Consider the following 15,530-nt stretch of genomic DNA (forward strand, 5'->3'; position numbering starts at 1 on the left):
CCCACCACAGATCGCAGGATCGAGGTTTGTCAGCGATCAGGGTGATCTAGCCGACTCACTTATGGCTAGGCGAAACGCACAATGCTACTCATCGGCAGAAGCTTCAATTTTCTCGATCCGAACCAGCTCAATACGATAATCCGTTACATCAATGATTTGGCAACGCAGTTGATGCATTTCAATCACCTCGCCGGCAGAGGGCATGTGGCCAGAATGGGACAGCAACATCCCTGCCAATGACGCGTAATCCTCTGTCGGGCTGACCAGTTCCTGACAATTCAGTGCCTGTTCCAACGAGTGCAAATCCGCCCCGCCCTTGACCAACCAACCATTGCCATCAACGATGATATCCGGCGTTTCATCCTCATCAGGGAATTCGCCAGCAATAGCTTCCAGTACGTCCAGCGGGGTTACCAATCCCTGCACCACACCAAATTCGTCATTAACCACTACCAGTCTGCCTTTGGCTTTACGCAATACTGCCAGCAAATTAATCACATCCATGGTATCCGGCACCATAATCGGCGGTGTCGCCGCAGCAAACGCGCAGATCGATTCACCACGTTCAATTGCCACCAGCAGATCTTTAGCGCGAACCACGCCAACAATTTGATCCAGTGAGTCACGACACACCGGGAATAAGCTGTGTGGCGTATCCAGCAACTGCTCACGGATTTCATCTTTGCTTCGGTGGCAATCCACCCAACTGATTTCGGTTCGCGGCGTCATAATGCTACGTAATGAACGAGATGCCAGCGTTAACACACCGCTGATCATGTAACGTTCTTCCTCAGCAAATGCCTCAGCCGGAGCATCTTGTGGAACATCCCCCTGAGTGTGCTCTTGGCGACGCCCCCCCATCAGGCGAATAATGGCTTCGGCAGTGCGCTGGCGACGTGGCAAACGGGACTCATGCTTGATAAAGTTACGGCGCGCAATCTGATTAAACAGCTCGATAAGAATCGAGAAGCCAATAGCGGCATACAGATAGCCTTTCGGAATATGGAAACCAAAGCCTTCAGCAATCAGGCTCAAACCGATCATGAGTAAGAAGCTAAGGCACAGCACCACCACTGTGGGATGTGCATTGACGAAGTTAGTCAAGGTCTTGGATGCCAGTAGCATCACACCCATCGCGATAATCACCGCGGTCATCATGATCGCCAGGTCATTCACCATACCGACGGCGGTAATCACCGCATCCAGCGAGAATACCGCATCCAATACCACAATCTGTGCGACCACTGCCCAGAAGCTGGCATAGCCCCGGTTAGCATTACCATCATGCTGGTTGCCCTCCAGTCGTTCATGTAATTCCGTGGTGGCTTTAAATAACAGGAACAACCCACCGACTAGCAGGATCAAATCCCGACCAGAGAAACTGAACGTGGCCACGCTGAACAGCGGTGTCGTGAGGGTCACCATCCATGAAATAACCGACAACAACCCCAAACGCATTATCAGCGCCAGCGACAAGCCGATAATACGGGCTTTATCTCGCTGTTTCGGCGGTAATTTATCGGCCAGAATGGCGATGAACACCAGATTATCAATACCCAGTACAATTTCCAGTACTACCAGCGTAAGTAACCCTGCCCAAATCGAGGGGTCCATTAGAAATTCCATGTAAGACTCCAAAAATTAGAACATGACTGACGGGAGAGACGTGAATTAACGGGTACGGCAAAACGCCGGAAACCGGTGATACGTCGTAATACAATGAAGGATCGTACGAAGATGAGCGGTAGATAAATACGCGATCGAATAACCTGATTTTTACCCGCAGGCGGGGGATAACCTTCTTCTTCAAAGCAGCAACTTCGGTGACAGTCCATAGGGAGAGCTGAGGCCCTTAACTCCATTCAAATAATAATGATCTTAATTTTATCAGGAATACTTTTAATGTCATAGCGGGATTTTTTAACCTTTTTCCCCTCATTAATCACACTGTTGCTGGTTAATTACCCAACCAGACCGAAACAATCATTACATGTCCCAATAAATGAGCACCGTCACATAATTTATTTTTTCACTGACTAAAATAAATACCAGCCGACTGGAGTGTACTTATGACCTGAATCGATTCATGAGACGCAGGAACAAATCATCGGCGGATAATGATGTTAGCGACTATCATCATAGTTTCAATATGTACCGCAGGGACGCGCCAGTAGTCATTGATTTTTATTACGTGCCAGAACTCAATCCTGAGTTAACTGAGGGGGTAGCGAGTGAGTATAGCTATTATCATCGGCACACACGGGGCGGCGGCTGAACAGCTACTGCGTACTGCGGAAATGATATTGGGCGAGTAACAAAACGTCGCTTTTATCGATTTCGTTCCCGGTGAGAATGCCGAAACGCTTATAGAGAAATACACCGGAAAGTTGGCCGGATTGGATACCAGCAAAGGTGTCTTATTCCTGGTTGATACCTGGGGTGGCAGTCCCTTTAATGCTGCCAGTCGTATCGCAGTCGATAAAGAGAATTATGAAGTCATCACTGGGGTTAACGTTCCAATGCTGGCTGAAACCTTTATGGCGCGAGATGATAATCCGTCCTTCGCAGAATTGGTTGGCATCGCAGTAGAAACCGGTCGCGAAGGGGTGAAAGCCCTGAAAGCCAAACCGGAAAGCAAGCCCGAACCGCAACAGATTGCACCCGTTGCCAAAATGCCGTCAGCACCGACGGCACCTTTGGGCCCGAACGACCATATGAAAATCGGGCTAGCCCGTATCGATGACCGTTTAATCCATGGCCAGGTTGCGACTCGCTGGACCAAAGAAACCAACGTAAACCGCATTATTGTGGTCAGTGACGAAGTTGCTGCCGACCATATGCGCAAGACCCTACTGACTCAGGTTGCCCCTCCGGGTGTTACCGCTCACGTCGTTGATGTGGAAAAAGCCATTCGGGTCTACAACAACCCTAAATATGCCAAAGATCGAGTCATGCTGTTATTCACCAACCCAACTGACGTGTTGCGACTCGTTGAAGGTGGCGTGGAGATCAAATCGATCAACATTGGTGGTATGGCATTCCGTCAGGGTAAAACGCAGGTCAACAATGCGGTTTCCGTTGATGAGAAAGATATCAATGCATTTAAGAAATTAAATGAACGTGGCATTGAACTGGAAGTCCGTAAAGTTTCTTCGGATAGCCGGTTAAAAATGATGGATTTGATCGCTAAACTTAACTAATTAGCTCTATAAATAACTACACAGAAAGGTTTATGTCCGGTTCTGTTTGAACGGGGTTATTTTACTCAGCTTTTTTTGGTCATAGGAGAAGTACAATGGAGATCACAACTCTTCAGATTGTGCTGATATTTATCGTTGCCTGTATTGCCGGGATGGGTTCCATTCTGGATGAGTTCCAATTTCACCGTCCCCTCGTCGCCTGTACCTTAGTCGGTATCGTTCTTGGCGATATGAAAACCGGTATTATTATCGGTGGTACGCTGGAAATGATCGCTCTGGGCTGGATGAACATTGGTGCTGCCGTTGCCCCTGATGCCGCCCTCGCATCGATCATTTCTACCATTTTGGTTATCGCTGGCGGTCAAAGCATCGGGGCAGGTATCGCCCTGGCAATCCCGTTAGCCGCAGCCGGTCAGGTTCTGACTATCATCGTTCGTACTGTCACCGTGGCCTTCCAGCACGCAGCAGATAGTGCAGCAGAACGTGGTAGTTTGCGCGCTATTACCTGGTTGCATATCTCTGCCCTGTTCTTACAGGCGATGCGTATCGCCATTCCAGCCTTGATCGTTGCCCTATCTGTCGGAACCTCAGAAGTACAATCTCTGCTTAGCGCTATTCCTGAAGTGGTCACCAACGGTCTGAATATCGCCGGCGGTATGATCGTTGTGGTTGGTTACGCCATGGTTATCAACATGATGCGTGCTGGCTATCTGATGCCGTTCTTCTACTTAGGTTTCGTTACCGCAGCCTTCACCAACTTCAACCTGGTTGCACTGGGTGTGATTGGTGTTGTGATGGCCGTTTTGTACATTCAGCTCAGCCCGAAATACAACAAATCTCAGGTTGTGCAGTCTGGTCCGGCATCTGCCAATAACGATCTTGATAACGAATTAGACTAAGCGAAGGTGAGAGAAATGGTTGATACAACAACGACTGGTGAAAAGAAACTCACGGCCAGCGACGTTCGCGCTGTGTTCTTACGCTCTAACCTATTCCAGGGATCGTGGAACTTCGAACGTATGCAGGCACTGGGTTTCTGTTTCTCAATGGTGCCGGTGATTCGTCGCCTGTATCCAGAGAATAACGACGATCGCAAACAGGCCATCAAACGCCATCTGGAATTCTTTAATACCCAACCTTACGTCGCGGCTCCGGTACTCGGTGTCACCATGGCAATGGAAGAACAACGGGCTAACGGCGCACCGATTGACGATGCGGCCATTAACGGTATTAAAGTCGGTCTGATGGGGCCGTTGGCCGGTGTCGGTGACCCAATCTTCTGGGGAACTGTCCGTCCGGTGTTTGCCGCATTGGGTGCCGGTATTGCGATGAGCGGTAGCCTGCTCGGTCCGATCCTGTTTTTCGTTCTGTTTAACCTGGTACGCCTGTTAACCCGTTATTACGGCGTGGCTTACGGTTATAAGAAAGGGGTCAATATCGTTAACGATATGGGCGGCGGCTTCCTGCAAAAACTGACTGAGGGGGCGTCAATTCTCGGCCTGTTTGTGATGGGGGCGTTGGTCAATAAGTGGACACACGTTAACATTCCGGTGGTGGTGTCACGCATTACCAATCCAGCCGGTGAAACAACGGTCACTACGGTACAAACCATTCTGGATCAGTTAATGCCAGGGTTGGTTCCGCTACTGTTAACCTTCGGCTGTATGTGGCTCTTGCGCCGTAAAGTTAACGCACTGTGGATTATTATGGGCTTCTTCGCCATCGGTATCTTCGGCTACTGGATCGGCTTCCTCGCACCATAATTTCTACCGATTATCTGATGTCAGTATCAAACCGGGGGTTCGCCCCCGGTTGTTTTTTCCAGGAGTAATGACATGTCGGTTACCGATATTGTTTTGGTCGTTTTTATTGCCCTGCTGTTAGCTTACGCGATTTACGACGAATTCATGATGAATACACGCAAGGGAAAAACCCTGCTTGCCATTCGTCTGAAACGCAAGAATAAACTTGACTGTCTGATCTTTGTCGGGTTAATAGCCATTTTGATTTATAATAATGTGGTGGCCAATGGCACCCCACTCACCACCTATTTATTGTTTGGCCTTGCATTAATTGCACTGTATATATCCTTTATCCGTTGGCCCAAGTTATTGTTTAAATCCACTGGGTTCTTTTACGCTAACGCGTTTATAGAATATAACCGGATAAAGACCATGAATTTATCCGAAGATGGTATTTTGGTTATCGATTTAGAAAAACGTCGGTTACTGATTCAAGTGACACAATTGGATGACCTTGAAAAGATCTATAATTTTTTCCTTGAAAATCAAGGCTAATACTATTTATCGAAGCTAAGGGAAGATTAAAATGCCTTCAAAGTGATTAATTTTCCGACAGCAAACATTCTATTTCTTGCGTATATCCATATTATTATTGGCACTTAAATAACCTCATTTCTCACCCCATTGATAATAGAAATAAATATCATTACCAACCATGGAGTTATTATTTATTAATTGTTGTTTGATCCTGAATGAATATGCTAAGGTTGCGCCGTTCAATGGGGAGTAGCCGGTTTCTGAAGCATTAATTCAGAAACGCCCGTATCAACATACTCGTTTCATTCATCGAAACGTGGTGCGGGCAGCCAGATAAGGTTGGCGAGACCATAGACACGTAACTCCGTCGTAAGGTTGGGGGTGGGTTGCGTGTATATGGAGCCACCCGGCCGAGACTATTTATCATGAATCTATCCGCAACGCTTATTCTGGCTTTTGCCATGTCAATGGATGCATTTGCTGCCTCTATCGGCAAAGGTGCCACCCTGTATAAACCCCGTTTTCGTGAAGCTATTCGTACCGGATTAATTTTCGGCGTGATTGAAGCTATTACGCCGTTAATTGGCTGGGGTATCGGCCTATTTGCCAGTCAATACATTATGGAATGGGATCATTGGATCGCCTTTGCTCTGCTGTTTATTCTCGGCTGTCGCATGATCATTGAAGGCTGCAAAGGGCCCACTGAAGATGAACCGCAGGTCAGACGCCACAGTTTTTGGGTGCTGGTCATGACCGCTATCGCCACCAGTCTGGATGCAATGGCTATCGGTGTCGGGCTGGCGTTCTTACAGGTTAATATTCTACATACCGCCATGGCGATTGGCATGGCAACCATGATTATGGCTACGTTGGGTATGCTGATAGGTCGCTATATCGGCCCGCTGTTGGGGAAACGAGCAGAAATTATTGGTGGTATCATTCTGATAGGTATCGGTTTTAATATTTTATACGAACATTTATATAAACTCGCCTAAACCGCAGACTATTCCTCGGCAGCCAGCACGTGAATCGATGATATGACACCGAAGGGAGATATCATTACCCTCCGGCGTAGGGGGCATCAAAGGCGTTCGATCAGAAGACTCACCAAGGTGCTGGCTGACGGAAGCGAAGGATGACTCACCTTCTTTCCGAGCGCCGTATCATAATTCTCGTGCCACTCCGGTTCTAATACCTCGTAGCCATCTTCCCTTAGTTGGCGGATATTACGCTGTACTGCGGGTTTATCCCACATGACAGCCCCCATCACAGGGAAAAACAACACGGGGAAATCGGATGCCAGAATCACCGTTGTCAGACGGTTAGGCGCAGCCCCTTGCGCGGCATCAGCCAGGGTGTTCGCCGTGGCAGGCAGAACCAACATAATGTCATGATCAGCCACGATCTTTGACGGTTTATCTGTTGGCCAATCCGTAGGTCGCTCACCCGCAATCACCCGATCAGCCCACAACCTCATGGTTTCAGCCGGAATAAATCCTGTGGCCTGCGGTGTCATGAGCAAAGTCAACGAACAGTCAATGCTGGCCTTGATCGCGCGGAGGTAACCGGGCAGAAGTGTAATATCCACCGATCCGGTTGCGCCCACCAGAATGCGTTTCTTTTCCATTATCTTGACCTTTATTCGTGTGGCAGTAAGGGGTGAACGCAAGGTTCACCCACTGATGGACTTAAGGCGTACCCGGAGGTGCCTCACCCCAGCCCCAAAGTTTGACGGTTTCTCGCTTCGAACGCTCGGCCTTCGGTTGGGAGTTAGCCTGAGCACGGCGGGAACCAAACTCAATATAACCGGCAAAGGCTGAACGAAACTCCGGATCAGCAGGGAGATTCACCTCGTCAGCACATTCCATCATCAAGTCCACCCAGCGCTTACGCTGCTCAGGTTGGATAGCCCTACCACGGTGCTTGGCCACCATGCCTTTAAAACCACCTCGGTGCGCGGTATAGTTTGCCTCCCCGCCCAGAACTTCTTCCAGCCAGATAGCGACATGTTCTGGATGATCGGCATGCATGTGCACAAACATGGGTGCCAGCAGTTCATCTTTCTCGATTTTTGCATAAAAGACGGTCATTAACTTCAGCAGGACTTCTCTACCGCCCATCCATTCAAACAATGTAGGGGTTTGCTCGGACATGATTTTTCTCCATAACATACGGATTTTTGTACCGATAGGGCTGAATCTCAACCCAATTCGAGTGAAGCTACAGCATTGTTGCCTTTTTGATAGCTGACAGGGGGGGTGCCGCGATACATCCTGCAAGTATGAAAAAGCGGGCTAAATCCAGCGACTTTCAGAACATCAAGAGTGGCACCCGCCTGCTCTGGGACATCAAGCGTCACCAGAGCATTCTTCGGTAAAGCTCCCAGCGCTGTTTGCAGCAATGCAATGGCATGATTTTCATCCGGGGCATAGAAAGGCCCGATGCGATATCCCTCATCCGAGGGACGCAAGGCAATGACACCTTTTACTGATGCGCCTTCCGTAACCACGAATCCCTGACGGTTATCAGCAGTAAACCAAGAGGACAACAGGCTAGCCCGGTTACAACCGGAAAACGAGGTATCAAAATCAGCAATAGCAGAAAGATGATGGCTGCTCACCTCGCTGATATTGTCAGCCTTGATGGCAATACCAGAGGCCCGCCCCTGAATCCGATAGGTGTGATAATGAGTACGGAATCCCCATTTTTTGTAGTTTTCCTCCTGCATCGGCATACCGTCCAGACCGATACAACGCTCCCCGGCATGTTCGATTGCCGCAGTCCACAGCTCAAGACCCAGGCCTTTTCCCCGGTATTCTGGTGTAACAATATAGTGTCCCAAGTGGGCATAGCCTGGATCAAAATTCACAATAGAAATTGAGGCAACAATCCGCCCCTCGGTACGGCCAATGAAAAAACCATTTTTATCCACATTCAGGAAAATACGGTCATCACCATGACCCAAATCCCAGTGCTCGTTACGGGCCATTTCAACCGCGCTTTGCCATTCAGCGGGCGTGGCAAGGTGTACACTGAATGCCTTATCGGTGCTTTTGACTACATTTTTCATCACTCATCTCCAGAAATAATGGTGCAATCAAAGCCCCATAGACTTACTGATAAATTCTTTGAGCACTTCACTGGTTCCGCCGTAAATTGTCTGGACGCGACTATTTACCCAAGTCTTTCCGATGAAGGAGTCACTGAGATAACCCGCGCCGCCGTGCAACTGCATACACTGATCGGCAACCTGGATCTGTAGCTCGGTGGTCCAAAGTTTGATCCTTGCCGCATCGGCAACGTTAAGCTCGCGACGGTTGAACTTATCAATGGCATCGTTCAGATAGATCCGTGCAATCCTCACATTGGTATCCAACTCTGCCAGCCGAAACCTGTTGTGTTGAAATGACCCCACGGGTTGACCAAAAGCGTGACGTTTTTTAACCCATTCGAGCGTGCGTTCGAGGAGCAGTTCGGCGGTAGCAACGGCCACCGTCGAGATGCTCAGTCTCTCCCTTGGCATACCGCCCATAAAATAAAAGTTACCTATATTTTCCTTTCCTATCAGGTTATTACAGGGAACTAGACAGTTTGAAAAATGAAGATTGGCAGTATCACTGGCATGCCAACCCAGTTTTTTCAGTGGCGCTCCCCGCGTAAATCCTGCTGTATCACGTTCGATGACCAGCAAACTGATGCCCCGCCCGCGCTCTGCTTTCGATGTTCTGACCGCCGTCAGGATCAGATCGGCATTGATGCCGTTAGTGATAAAGGACTTTTGACCGTTGACGACATAATGCTGATCCTGCCTGACAGCCGTGGTTTCCAAATCAGCCGAGTCAGAACCCCCGTTAGGTTCAGTGACCGCGATGGCAGCGATCAACTCTCCCTTACACAGCCCTGGCAGCCAGCGATCGCGCTGTTCGTCGGTGCCATGTGCATCAATGTAACTGGCAATCACATCATTGTGTGCAATCACGACTGGCGCCGTCATTTCAGCACGGATCAACTCTTCAGTGAGCACTGAGGCATATTGATAATCGGCTTGGTTCTGCCCGCCCCATCGCCCGGATACACCGATGCCCAGAATCCCTGCCTCACCCGCATGTCGCCAAAAATCACGACTGACGAGGCCCTCCTTTTCCCATACGGAAAGATAGGGTTTAGCCTCATGTTCCAGAAACGTCCGGCAGGATGCACGAAACGCTGATAATTCCTTGTTATCCATCTAAACCTCAGAACTCTTATGCAGGAATTGACACATTGTGCTCAACTGAAGATTGCGAGAGCAGCGTGCGGACGGTGTTAAAATTGTCATAGACAGCAAAATGGCCACCCTGGATCTCGGTGATACTGACGCGAGATCGTGTGTGGTTAAGCCAGGCTAACTGCATTTGCGCGGTGACATGCTCATCCTTATCCGCAGAAATGAGCAATAGTGGCTGCTCCACACGCATATCCCGGTATGCCAAGAATTGCTGACGCAAGATGTAGTCAGTTCGTAGTGCTGTCACTAGCCGGCGAGCGATGGCTGGTTCGCGCAGGATACTTTCAGGTGTGCCGTTATCTGCGCGCATTTTCTCGAGGATTTTTTCGTCAGACCACAAGTAGCGATCATCTTCCGCCTGAGCCGTCGGTGCAATGGAACCGGACACCACTGAAAACACCGGGTTCATAGCGTATTTATCTGCCAGCAGATGGCTAACGATGACACTCAAAACACCACCAAAGCTATGGCCGAAAGTGGCAAACTCTGTGATGCCGGCTTTTTTGCGCTGGGTAAAATCCGCGTAGATATCGGCGCTGATACGGCTCGCCAACACCGCCAGGTCATCGATCACTTTTTCACGACTGAGTCTGTCCCGACCCGGAATCCCAACGGGACTGAATACCAGTTTACTTTCATCGTTAAAACGGCTCAGCCAATGTCGGTAAACACCGGTACCCGCACCAGCATGAGGGAAAGCGTAAACCACTCGCCCGGATGATAAATTCATCATACATTCTCCTCCATTAAGAATGAGGCGATTCGCTCTGCCACCATCGCCGTAGTCAGATTCGTTGGCATAGAAGGGATGCAAGGGAAGAGTGAGGCATCGGCCACCGTAATATTACGGAGCCCATGAATATTCCCTTTTTTATCGGCTGCACTTTCTGGATCGGCGGAAGTTCCCATTCGGATGGTGCCGGAGGCATGCCATCCAGGACTGACGAGGTTTATGATGGCATTGCGCATCACTTCATCATTTCCCATCATTGATTCGCGCCAGAACTGGACGCCCTCCAGGCAGACACTGACCTCTGGATGATTGATCAGTTGCCACATTTGGCGCACGCCACCGACAAGCCGCTGAACATCCTCCTCATTTTGCGACAGAGGCAGATCAATCGCGGGCAGTTTATCGCTGTCCCTAGAGCGGATAAACACTCGCCCTTTCGCTTTAGGCCGCATCAGCATGACCGATGCACCGACCAGAAAGGGGTATTCTGTACGGTTATGGAAGCCAGGCACGGTGTCGCTGGCCACGTTGTTCATCAATCCCAGTTGAACATCAAGTTGCTCATCATAGCCACTGCTCATTCGAGCCGCCGTTTGCCGCCAAGGGGTTTTCACCTTACTGTTGCTGGCTCGGGGAAGCGCCCACATCACCACTGAGGCGTGATCAGATAGGTTGTTTCCCACTGCAGGGATATCCGCCACGACCGGAATATCCAGTTTATGCAGCAGTTCGCTATCACCCACACCAGAACGCTGGAGAAGAGCGGCGGAACCGATAGCACCGGCACAGAGTACGACCCGGCTCGCAGAGAGTGTCTGGTATTTTCCATTTCTGTGTACTTCAACACCAGTGGCTGCGCCATTAGCAAAAAGAACGCGTTCTACAGTCATTTCCGTCATGATCTGAAGATTACTGCGCATTCGGGCTGGAGTGAGATAAGCCCGACAAAAATCAAACCGTTCTGCGCCCTGAAGCACATTGGCGGGCACCGCACCTACTGCCGCGTCCTCACCGGTGTTAAAGTCCTCAACCCAAGGAATGCCGTGACTGACGCAGGCGCTGGCAAAACCCGTTTCCAACGGTAGAGTTTCTTCCGCAGTAGGCCGCCGCAACAGCAGTGGGCCAGCATGCCCGTGCAGTGTCTCGTCCGCGATATCACGGTCATTTTCCAGCTTTCGGTACCAAGGCAGCACATCCTGCCATGACCAAGTCGGGCATCCCATATCGACCCAGCACGCAAAATCTCGTGGGAAAGCACGCAACGCGACAGCACCGTTGATTGCCGATGATCCCCCCAGCACTTTCCCCAGCCGATAACCAAAAGGTTTCCTTCTGTCACGCGGAGCATGAGATTCGGCATCCGGTTGTAAAAAGCGCGACAGCCGTTCGGCACCGCGTACATTGGCTTCATATTCCCAGTTATAGTTTTCCAGTACCAACCGCGAGGCATCGTTCAGCGGACTGCTATGGTCGTCAGCATTGGAATCAAGGCCTGCTTCAATCAACAAAACCGACTTCGCGCTATTTTCAGAAAGCCGGGATGCCATAACACATCCCGCAGTGCCGCCCCCGACCACAATATAGTCATAGTGGGACAATCCCATATCCTGACTCATGACAAGGCTTCCTCAGGATCAAGGGTCACTTCCGCAAGAATTTTTGAGAAGTCGCGCACCGAAGCATTCATAAACAGACTTTCGATCATATCCTGCTCGCTGGACGGACTGACGCGGAAAGACTGACGAACCGCGCTCAACAGGCTTACCGCATGAAGCGAATCGCCGCCAATATCGAAAAAGCCGTCAGTTACGCCAAAATCGCTGTGCTGAAGCTGTGCCGCCCAAATTGAATAGAGGCGGGTTTCCGTCTCATCGGCAGGTACATTCCGACTGTCTTCTGCCACACTATCAGCCCATACCGCAGGCAACGCGTTGCGATCAATCTTGCCATTTGGGGTCAGAGGCATTTCATCCAGCAGAACAAACCACATCGGCACCATATAGGATGGCAGCGTCGCCATTGCCGTTTCCCGAAGTTCGTTTTCAAGCCGGTTCTTGTCATAGCCAGCAGAATGAGTGGCAACAATGTAAGCCGCCAACTGTTTCTGCCCTGATTTAGGATGCGTCACCGCGTTGATCACTACATGACTGGCCGATGGATGTTCCAGAAGTGCCGCCTCAATCTCGCCCAGTTCAATGCGGTAGCCATTAATCTTGACCTGATTGTCCTCACGACCAAGGATTTCAATAAGACCCTCGTTGATATAGCGACCAAGATCACCCGTTCGGTAAAGTCTCTCTCCCGTCCGAGGATGCTGGAAAAAGCGCGCCTGGGTTTTCTCATCGTCACCCAGATACCCTTGAGCAACGCCATCACCAGCAATAAAAATCTCACCTGTAACCCATTTAGGGCTAGGTTCAAGCCACTCATTGAGTACATGGAATCGTTGGTTAGCGAGCGGCTTACCATAGGGAATACTTTTCCAGGTGGTATCCACCGTTTGTACCGGATAGACAATCGACCAGATCGACCCTTCGGTTGCACCTCCCAGACTGATGACGTCAATTTTCTCTGAAACATGGCGAATTTGATCGGGAAGGTCGACAGGTATCCAGTCTCCACTCATCAGAACAAGACGCAGTGAACTGTCTCTTAGTTGTTCACCCGCCCGCTCAAACAGCGCTTTTACCGGTGCAGGGACAGTGTTCCAGAGCGTGACGCCCTGTTTAACGATCTGTTCAGCCCAAAGACCGGGATCGGCTGGCTCGTTCTCAGCAGCAAAGAGAATGCTGCCACCGGCACCAAGTACGCCGAAGTAATCATAAACAGAGAGATCAAATCCAGCAGGTGCAATGGAATAGACTCGATCCTGGGAATTAACACTAAACCGTCGATTGATGTCAGCAACTGTATTGACTGCATTTGTATGGCTGATCATCACCCCTTTGGGTTCCCCAGTAGAGCCTGATGTAAAAATCACATACGCCAGGTCATCCGGTGACTGTTTACGCGGCGTTGGGGGCAAAGGACGGAGAGTGCCCGAAACGATAGTGGTCACAACAATGACCATACCTTGTACCGCGACGTTACCATCAAAGGTCAGTACGGCTTTCGCGGCACAGCGTTCGATAAGGCGATGTTGACGTTGCTCTGGCAACTGCGGATCCACAGAAACATATGCCGCACCAGCAATCAGCACCCCCAGGATAGCCGCCAGCATTTCTGGGCTTTGGTGAAGCGAGACTGCGATGATATCTCCGGGATTGATATCCACCTGCGCATGAAGCTGTGTGGCAATATCATGAGCGGCGGTCACTAACTCACGGTAACTCACTTCACGCGTCCCTTGTAGCACGGCCGTTTTGTCTGGGAAGCGGCGGGCAGCATCCAGGAGGGACTCATGCAGGAGCGTCGGTGGCAAGTGATACTGTGTCGCATTAGCGTCCAGACGTGCCTTTTCATCAGCCTTTGGCAACGTCACCATGCTGTGACGCTGGGACCAGACTGACGGGTTATCTGCACAAGCACAAAGCAACTTGTCTGCCGCCTCAAACATCGCCTCGGCCATGCCATCAGGGAAAAGGCCGTCAACATAATTCCAGTTCATGACCAGTTCACCATTAATGCGCATCAACTGGTTTTCAAGCCAAACACCCGGCGTGCGCGTGGCGGTATGAACGATACGAGCAGCATTTCGCCAAAGATCATCAGAAACAATGTCTTCCAACTCGGCATTCAGCGTATTACTGAATACGACTGGCAGTGAGAATGCTCGGCCATCGCTATTGAGTCGGGTCATTTCACGTAAGACTTGAATGCCATTAAAAGATGAGTGCCAACGATTAAGCAGCAGTTCCGTCTGTAGACTGACCAGCCGTTCGGCGAACGAGTCAGAGGATGGGCTGTTCACACAAAGCAGACATGACTGTAAAAAATTACCCGTAATATGAGTAATGTCTTCTGAATAGGCACGTCGGCCATTTTGGGTCAGGGTGAGCGTGAAATCCTGACGGCGGGACCATTGACGCAGCACTTCCGTATAGACGCCGAGGAACAGCACTTCCAGCGTGATGCCATTTTGAGCCGCGGCATGCCGGAGTTTGTTAATCGTCTCGAACGGTATTTCTTTTTTCAGGGTTTTAATGACGGGATGTCTGATTAACTCCGGTGATTGGTGAAGAGGAAGTTCAGGTGCACCCGGAATATTTTTAATTTTATTGATCCAGTATGCTTTGTCCCGCTCTCCCTGTTGGCTTTTCTGGAGTTCTTTTTCAAGAGAGATATAGTCGCTAAAATTAAGGCGACTCTCAGTTTTTTGCATTTCGGGATTTTCATAAAACTCCCACCAGTCACGCATAATAATTTTAATACTGTGTAAATCGAAAAACATTAAATCAAAACACAGGTGAAGTCTGATATTTCTATTTCCTATCTGGGTTGCACGAATATCAAACGGACGTACATTGCCTTGGGTTCGCATGGCTTCAATCATTTCGATACGGGTCTTTCCGACCTGATCATGCACCGACTGAGGATCCTGTCCACTACAGTCAATTAACGGGATAACATCATCACCCATTGCGGGTAAAAAACGCTGGCGCCCGCTATCTGTCAGGGCTGAACGCATTACCGGGTGGCAAGCAATAACGCGGCCTAATGCATCATTCAATCGGTCAAAATCCGGGTTATAAACCTCAATTTCCGTATAATGAGAAGCCGGTACACCGCCCAATGGGATCGCTGCATTACGGCCAATCAGATAAGCGTACTGGATATCGGTAAGGGAGAAAGGTTCGCTATCATTTTCTTCTCTTCTGTTATCAGAATAATTTATTTCGCCAGCCGGAAGAATCCCACACATTAATGCTGTCAGGTTAAGTGCAACATTATCGCTATTTGAATCATACTGAAGGACAATTGGCACATCATTATCTAGAGAAAGGGTCAGACCTAATTTATCGGTAGCTTCCCGCATCATTTTCATAATTCACTCCACTCATCTGTGTTTACCTATAAATAACCAAAGAAGACAGTGTTTAGTTACGTTTAGG

At 49.7% G+C, this 15,530-nt stretch carries 12 protein-coding genes, 1 pseudogene and 1 riboswitch; of the genes and pseudogenes, 5 read left to right on the plus strand and 8 right to left on the minus strand.

Features of this window, described 5'->3' with window-relative positions; genetic code table 11:
• Positions 1–84: 84 nt before the first annotated feature.
• Positions 85–1,626: a TerC family protein gene (locus tag DJ39_RS12515; RefSeq protein ID WP_038243329.1), complete on the minus strand. Its 1,542-nt coding sequence runs from the start codon at positions 1,624–1,626 to the stop codon at positions 85–87.
• A 605-nt stretch (positions 1,627–2,231) separates the two neighbouring features.
• Here DJ39_RS12515 and manX point away from each other — a divergent pair.
• From manX to mntP, 5 genes and pseudogenes are all read left to right on the plus strand, one after another.
• Positions 2,232–3,200: pseudogene (gene manX / locus DJ39_RS12520) on the plus strand (PTS mannose transporter subunit IIAB).
• 95 nt (positions 3,201–3,295) lie between these two features.
• Positions 3,296–4,099 carry a PTS mannose/fructose/sorbose transporter subunit IIC gene (locus DJ39_RS12525; protein WP_038243323.1) on the plus strand — a complete coding sequence of 268 codons (804 nt, stop codon included), beginning with the start codon at positions 3,296–3,298 and terminating at the stop codon, positions 4,097–4,099.
• 15 nt (positions 4,100–4,114) lie between these two features.
• Entirely contained in the window at positions 4,115–4,963 is an 849-nt protein-coding gene (locus DJ39_RS12530; RefSeq protein WP_004721312.1) for a PTS mannose transporter subunit IID, read from the plus strand.
• A gap of 72 nt (positions 4,964–5,035) precedes the next feature.
• Positions 5,036–5,497, plus strand: a complete 462-nt coding sequence (locus DJ39_RS12535; RefSeq protein WP_004721314.1) for a DUF986 family protein — start codon at positions 5,036–5,038, stop codon at positions 5,495–5,497.
• Between the two features lie 214 nt (positions 5,498–5,711).
• Positions 5,712–5,892: riboswitch (yybP-ykoY riboswitch) on the plus strand.
• A gap of 12 nt (positions 5,893–5,904) precedes the next feature.
• Positions 5,905–6,474, plus strand: coding sequence for a manganese efflux pump MntP (gene mntP, locus DJ39_RS12540; protein ID WP_004721318.1), 570 nt, complete (start codon positions 5,905–5,907; stop codon positions 6,472–6,474).
• Positions 6,475–6,560: 86 nt separating this feature from the next.
• On the opposite strand, the gene DJ39_RS12545 is transcribed toward mntP, so the two are convergent.
• The 7 genes from DJ39_RS12545 to DJ39_RS12575 all read right to left on the minus strand — a co-directional run bounded on the left by DJ39_RS12545 (position 6,561) and on the right by DJ39_RS12575 (position 15,463).
• Positions 6,561–7,106, minus strand: a complete 546-nt coding sequence (locus DJ39_RS12545) for a flavoprotein (RefSeq protein WP_004721320.1) — start codon at positions 7,104–7,106, stop codon at positions 6,561–6,563.
• Between the two features lie 61 nt (positions 7,107–7,167).
• Positions 7,168–7,632 (minus strand): group II truncated hemoglobin, encoded by a 465-nt coding sequence (locus DJ39_RS12550; RefSeq protein WP_038243320.1) that lies wholly within the window; start codon positions 7,630–7,632, stop codon positions 7,168–7,170.
• A gap of 47 nt (positions 7,633–7,679) precedes the next feature.
• On the minus strand, positions 7,680–8,549 hold the full coding sequence (locus tag DJ39_RS12555) for a GNAT family N-acetyltransferase (RefSeq protein WP_102778894.1): 870 nt from the start codon (positions 8,547–8,549) through the stop codon (positions 7,680–7,682).
• Positions 8,550–8,576: 27 nt separating this feature from the next.
• Positions 8,577–9,707: an acyl-CoA dehydrogenase family protein gene (locus DJ39_RS12560; RefSeq protein WP_004721325.1), complete on the minus strand. Its 1,131-nt coding sequence runs from the start codon at positions 9,705–9,707 to the stop codon at positions 8,577–8,579.
• A gap of 16 nt (positions 9,708–9,723) precedes the next feature.
• Entirely contained in the window at positions 9,724–10,479 is a 756-nt protein-coding gene (locus tag DJ39_RS12565) for a thioesterase II family protein (protein ID WP_230596568.1), read from the minus strand.
• A complete protein-coding gene (locus DJ39_RS12570; protein WP_038243318.1) occupies positions 10,476–12,095 on the minus strand; it encodes a GMC family oxidoreductase in 1,620 nt (539 codons plus the stop codon). Before DJ39_RS12570 ends, DJ39_RS12565 begins: the two co-directional genes overlap by 4 nt.
• Positions 12,092–15,463 (minus strand): non-ribosomal peptide synthetase, encoded by a 3,372-nt coding sequence (locus DJ39_RS12575; RefSeq protein ID WP_004721331.1) that lies wholly within the window; start codon positions 15,461–15,463, stop codon positions 12,092–12,094. The genes DJ39_RS12570 and DJ39_RS12575 overlap by 4 nt, the downstream gene beginning before the upstream one ends.
• Positions 15,464–15,530: the final 67 nt, after the last annotated feature.

The sequence above is a fragment of the Yersinia ruckeri ATCC 29473 genome (genome assembly GCF_000754815.1).
GTDB classification, from domain to species: domain Bacteria; phylum Pseudomonadota; class Gammaproteobacteria; order Enterobacterales; family Enterobacteriaceae; genus Yersinia; species Yersinia ruckeri.

Coding starts and splice junctions, on each gene's coding strand:
- DJ39_RS12535 (WP_004721314.1), top strand. CDS start 5,036: ATGTCGGTTACCGATATTGTTTTGGTCGTTTTTATTGCCCTGCTGTTA.
- DJ39_RS12530 (WP_004721312.1), top strand. CDS start 4,115: ATGGTTGATACAACAACGACTGGTGAAAAGAAACTCACGGCCAGCGAC.
- DJ39_RS12550 (WP_038243320.1), bottom strand. CDS start 7,632: ATGTCCGAGCAAACCCCTACATTGTTTGAATGGATGGGCGGTAGAGAA.
- DJ39_RS12555 (WP_102778894.1), bottom strand. CDS start 8,549: ATGAAAAATGTAGTCAAAAGCACCGATAAGGCATTCAGTGTACACCTT.
- DJ39_RS12570 (WP_038243318.1), bottom strand. CDS start 12,095: ATGAGTCAGGATATGGGATTGTCCCACTATGACTATATTGTGGTCGGG.
- DJ39_RS12545 (WP_004721320.1), bottom strand. CDS start 7,106: ATGGAAAAGAAACGCATTCTGGTGGGCGCAACCGGATCGGTGGATATT.
- DJ39_RS12575 (WP_004721331.1), bottom strand. CDS start 15,463: ATGAAAATGATGCGGGAAGCTACCGATAAATTAGGTCTGACCCTTTCT.
- DJ39_RS12515 (WP_038243329.1), bottom strand. CDS start 1,626: ATGGAATTTCTAATGGACCCCTCGATTTGGGCAGGGTTACTTACGCTG.
- DJ39_RS12525 (WP_038243323.1), top strand. CDS start 3,296: ATGGAGATCACAACTCTTCAGATTGTGCTGATATTTATCGTTGCCTGT.
- mntP (WP_004721318.1), top strand. CDS start 5,905: ATGAATCTATCCGCAACGCTTATTCTGGCTTTTGCCATGTCAATGGAT.
- DJ39_RS12560 (WP_004721325.1), bottom strand. CDS start 9,707: ATGGATAACAAGGAATTATCAGCGTTTCGTGCATCCTGCCGGACGTTT.
- DJ39_RS12565 (WP_230596568.1), bottom strand. CDS start 10,479: ATGATGAATTTATCATCCGGGCGAGTGGTTTACGCTTTCCCTCATGCT.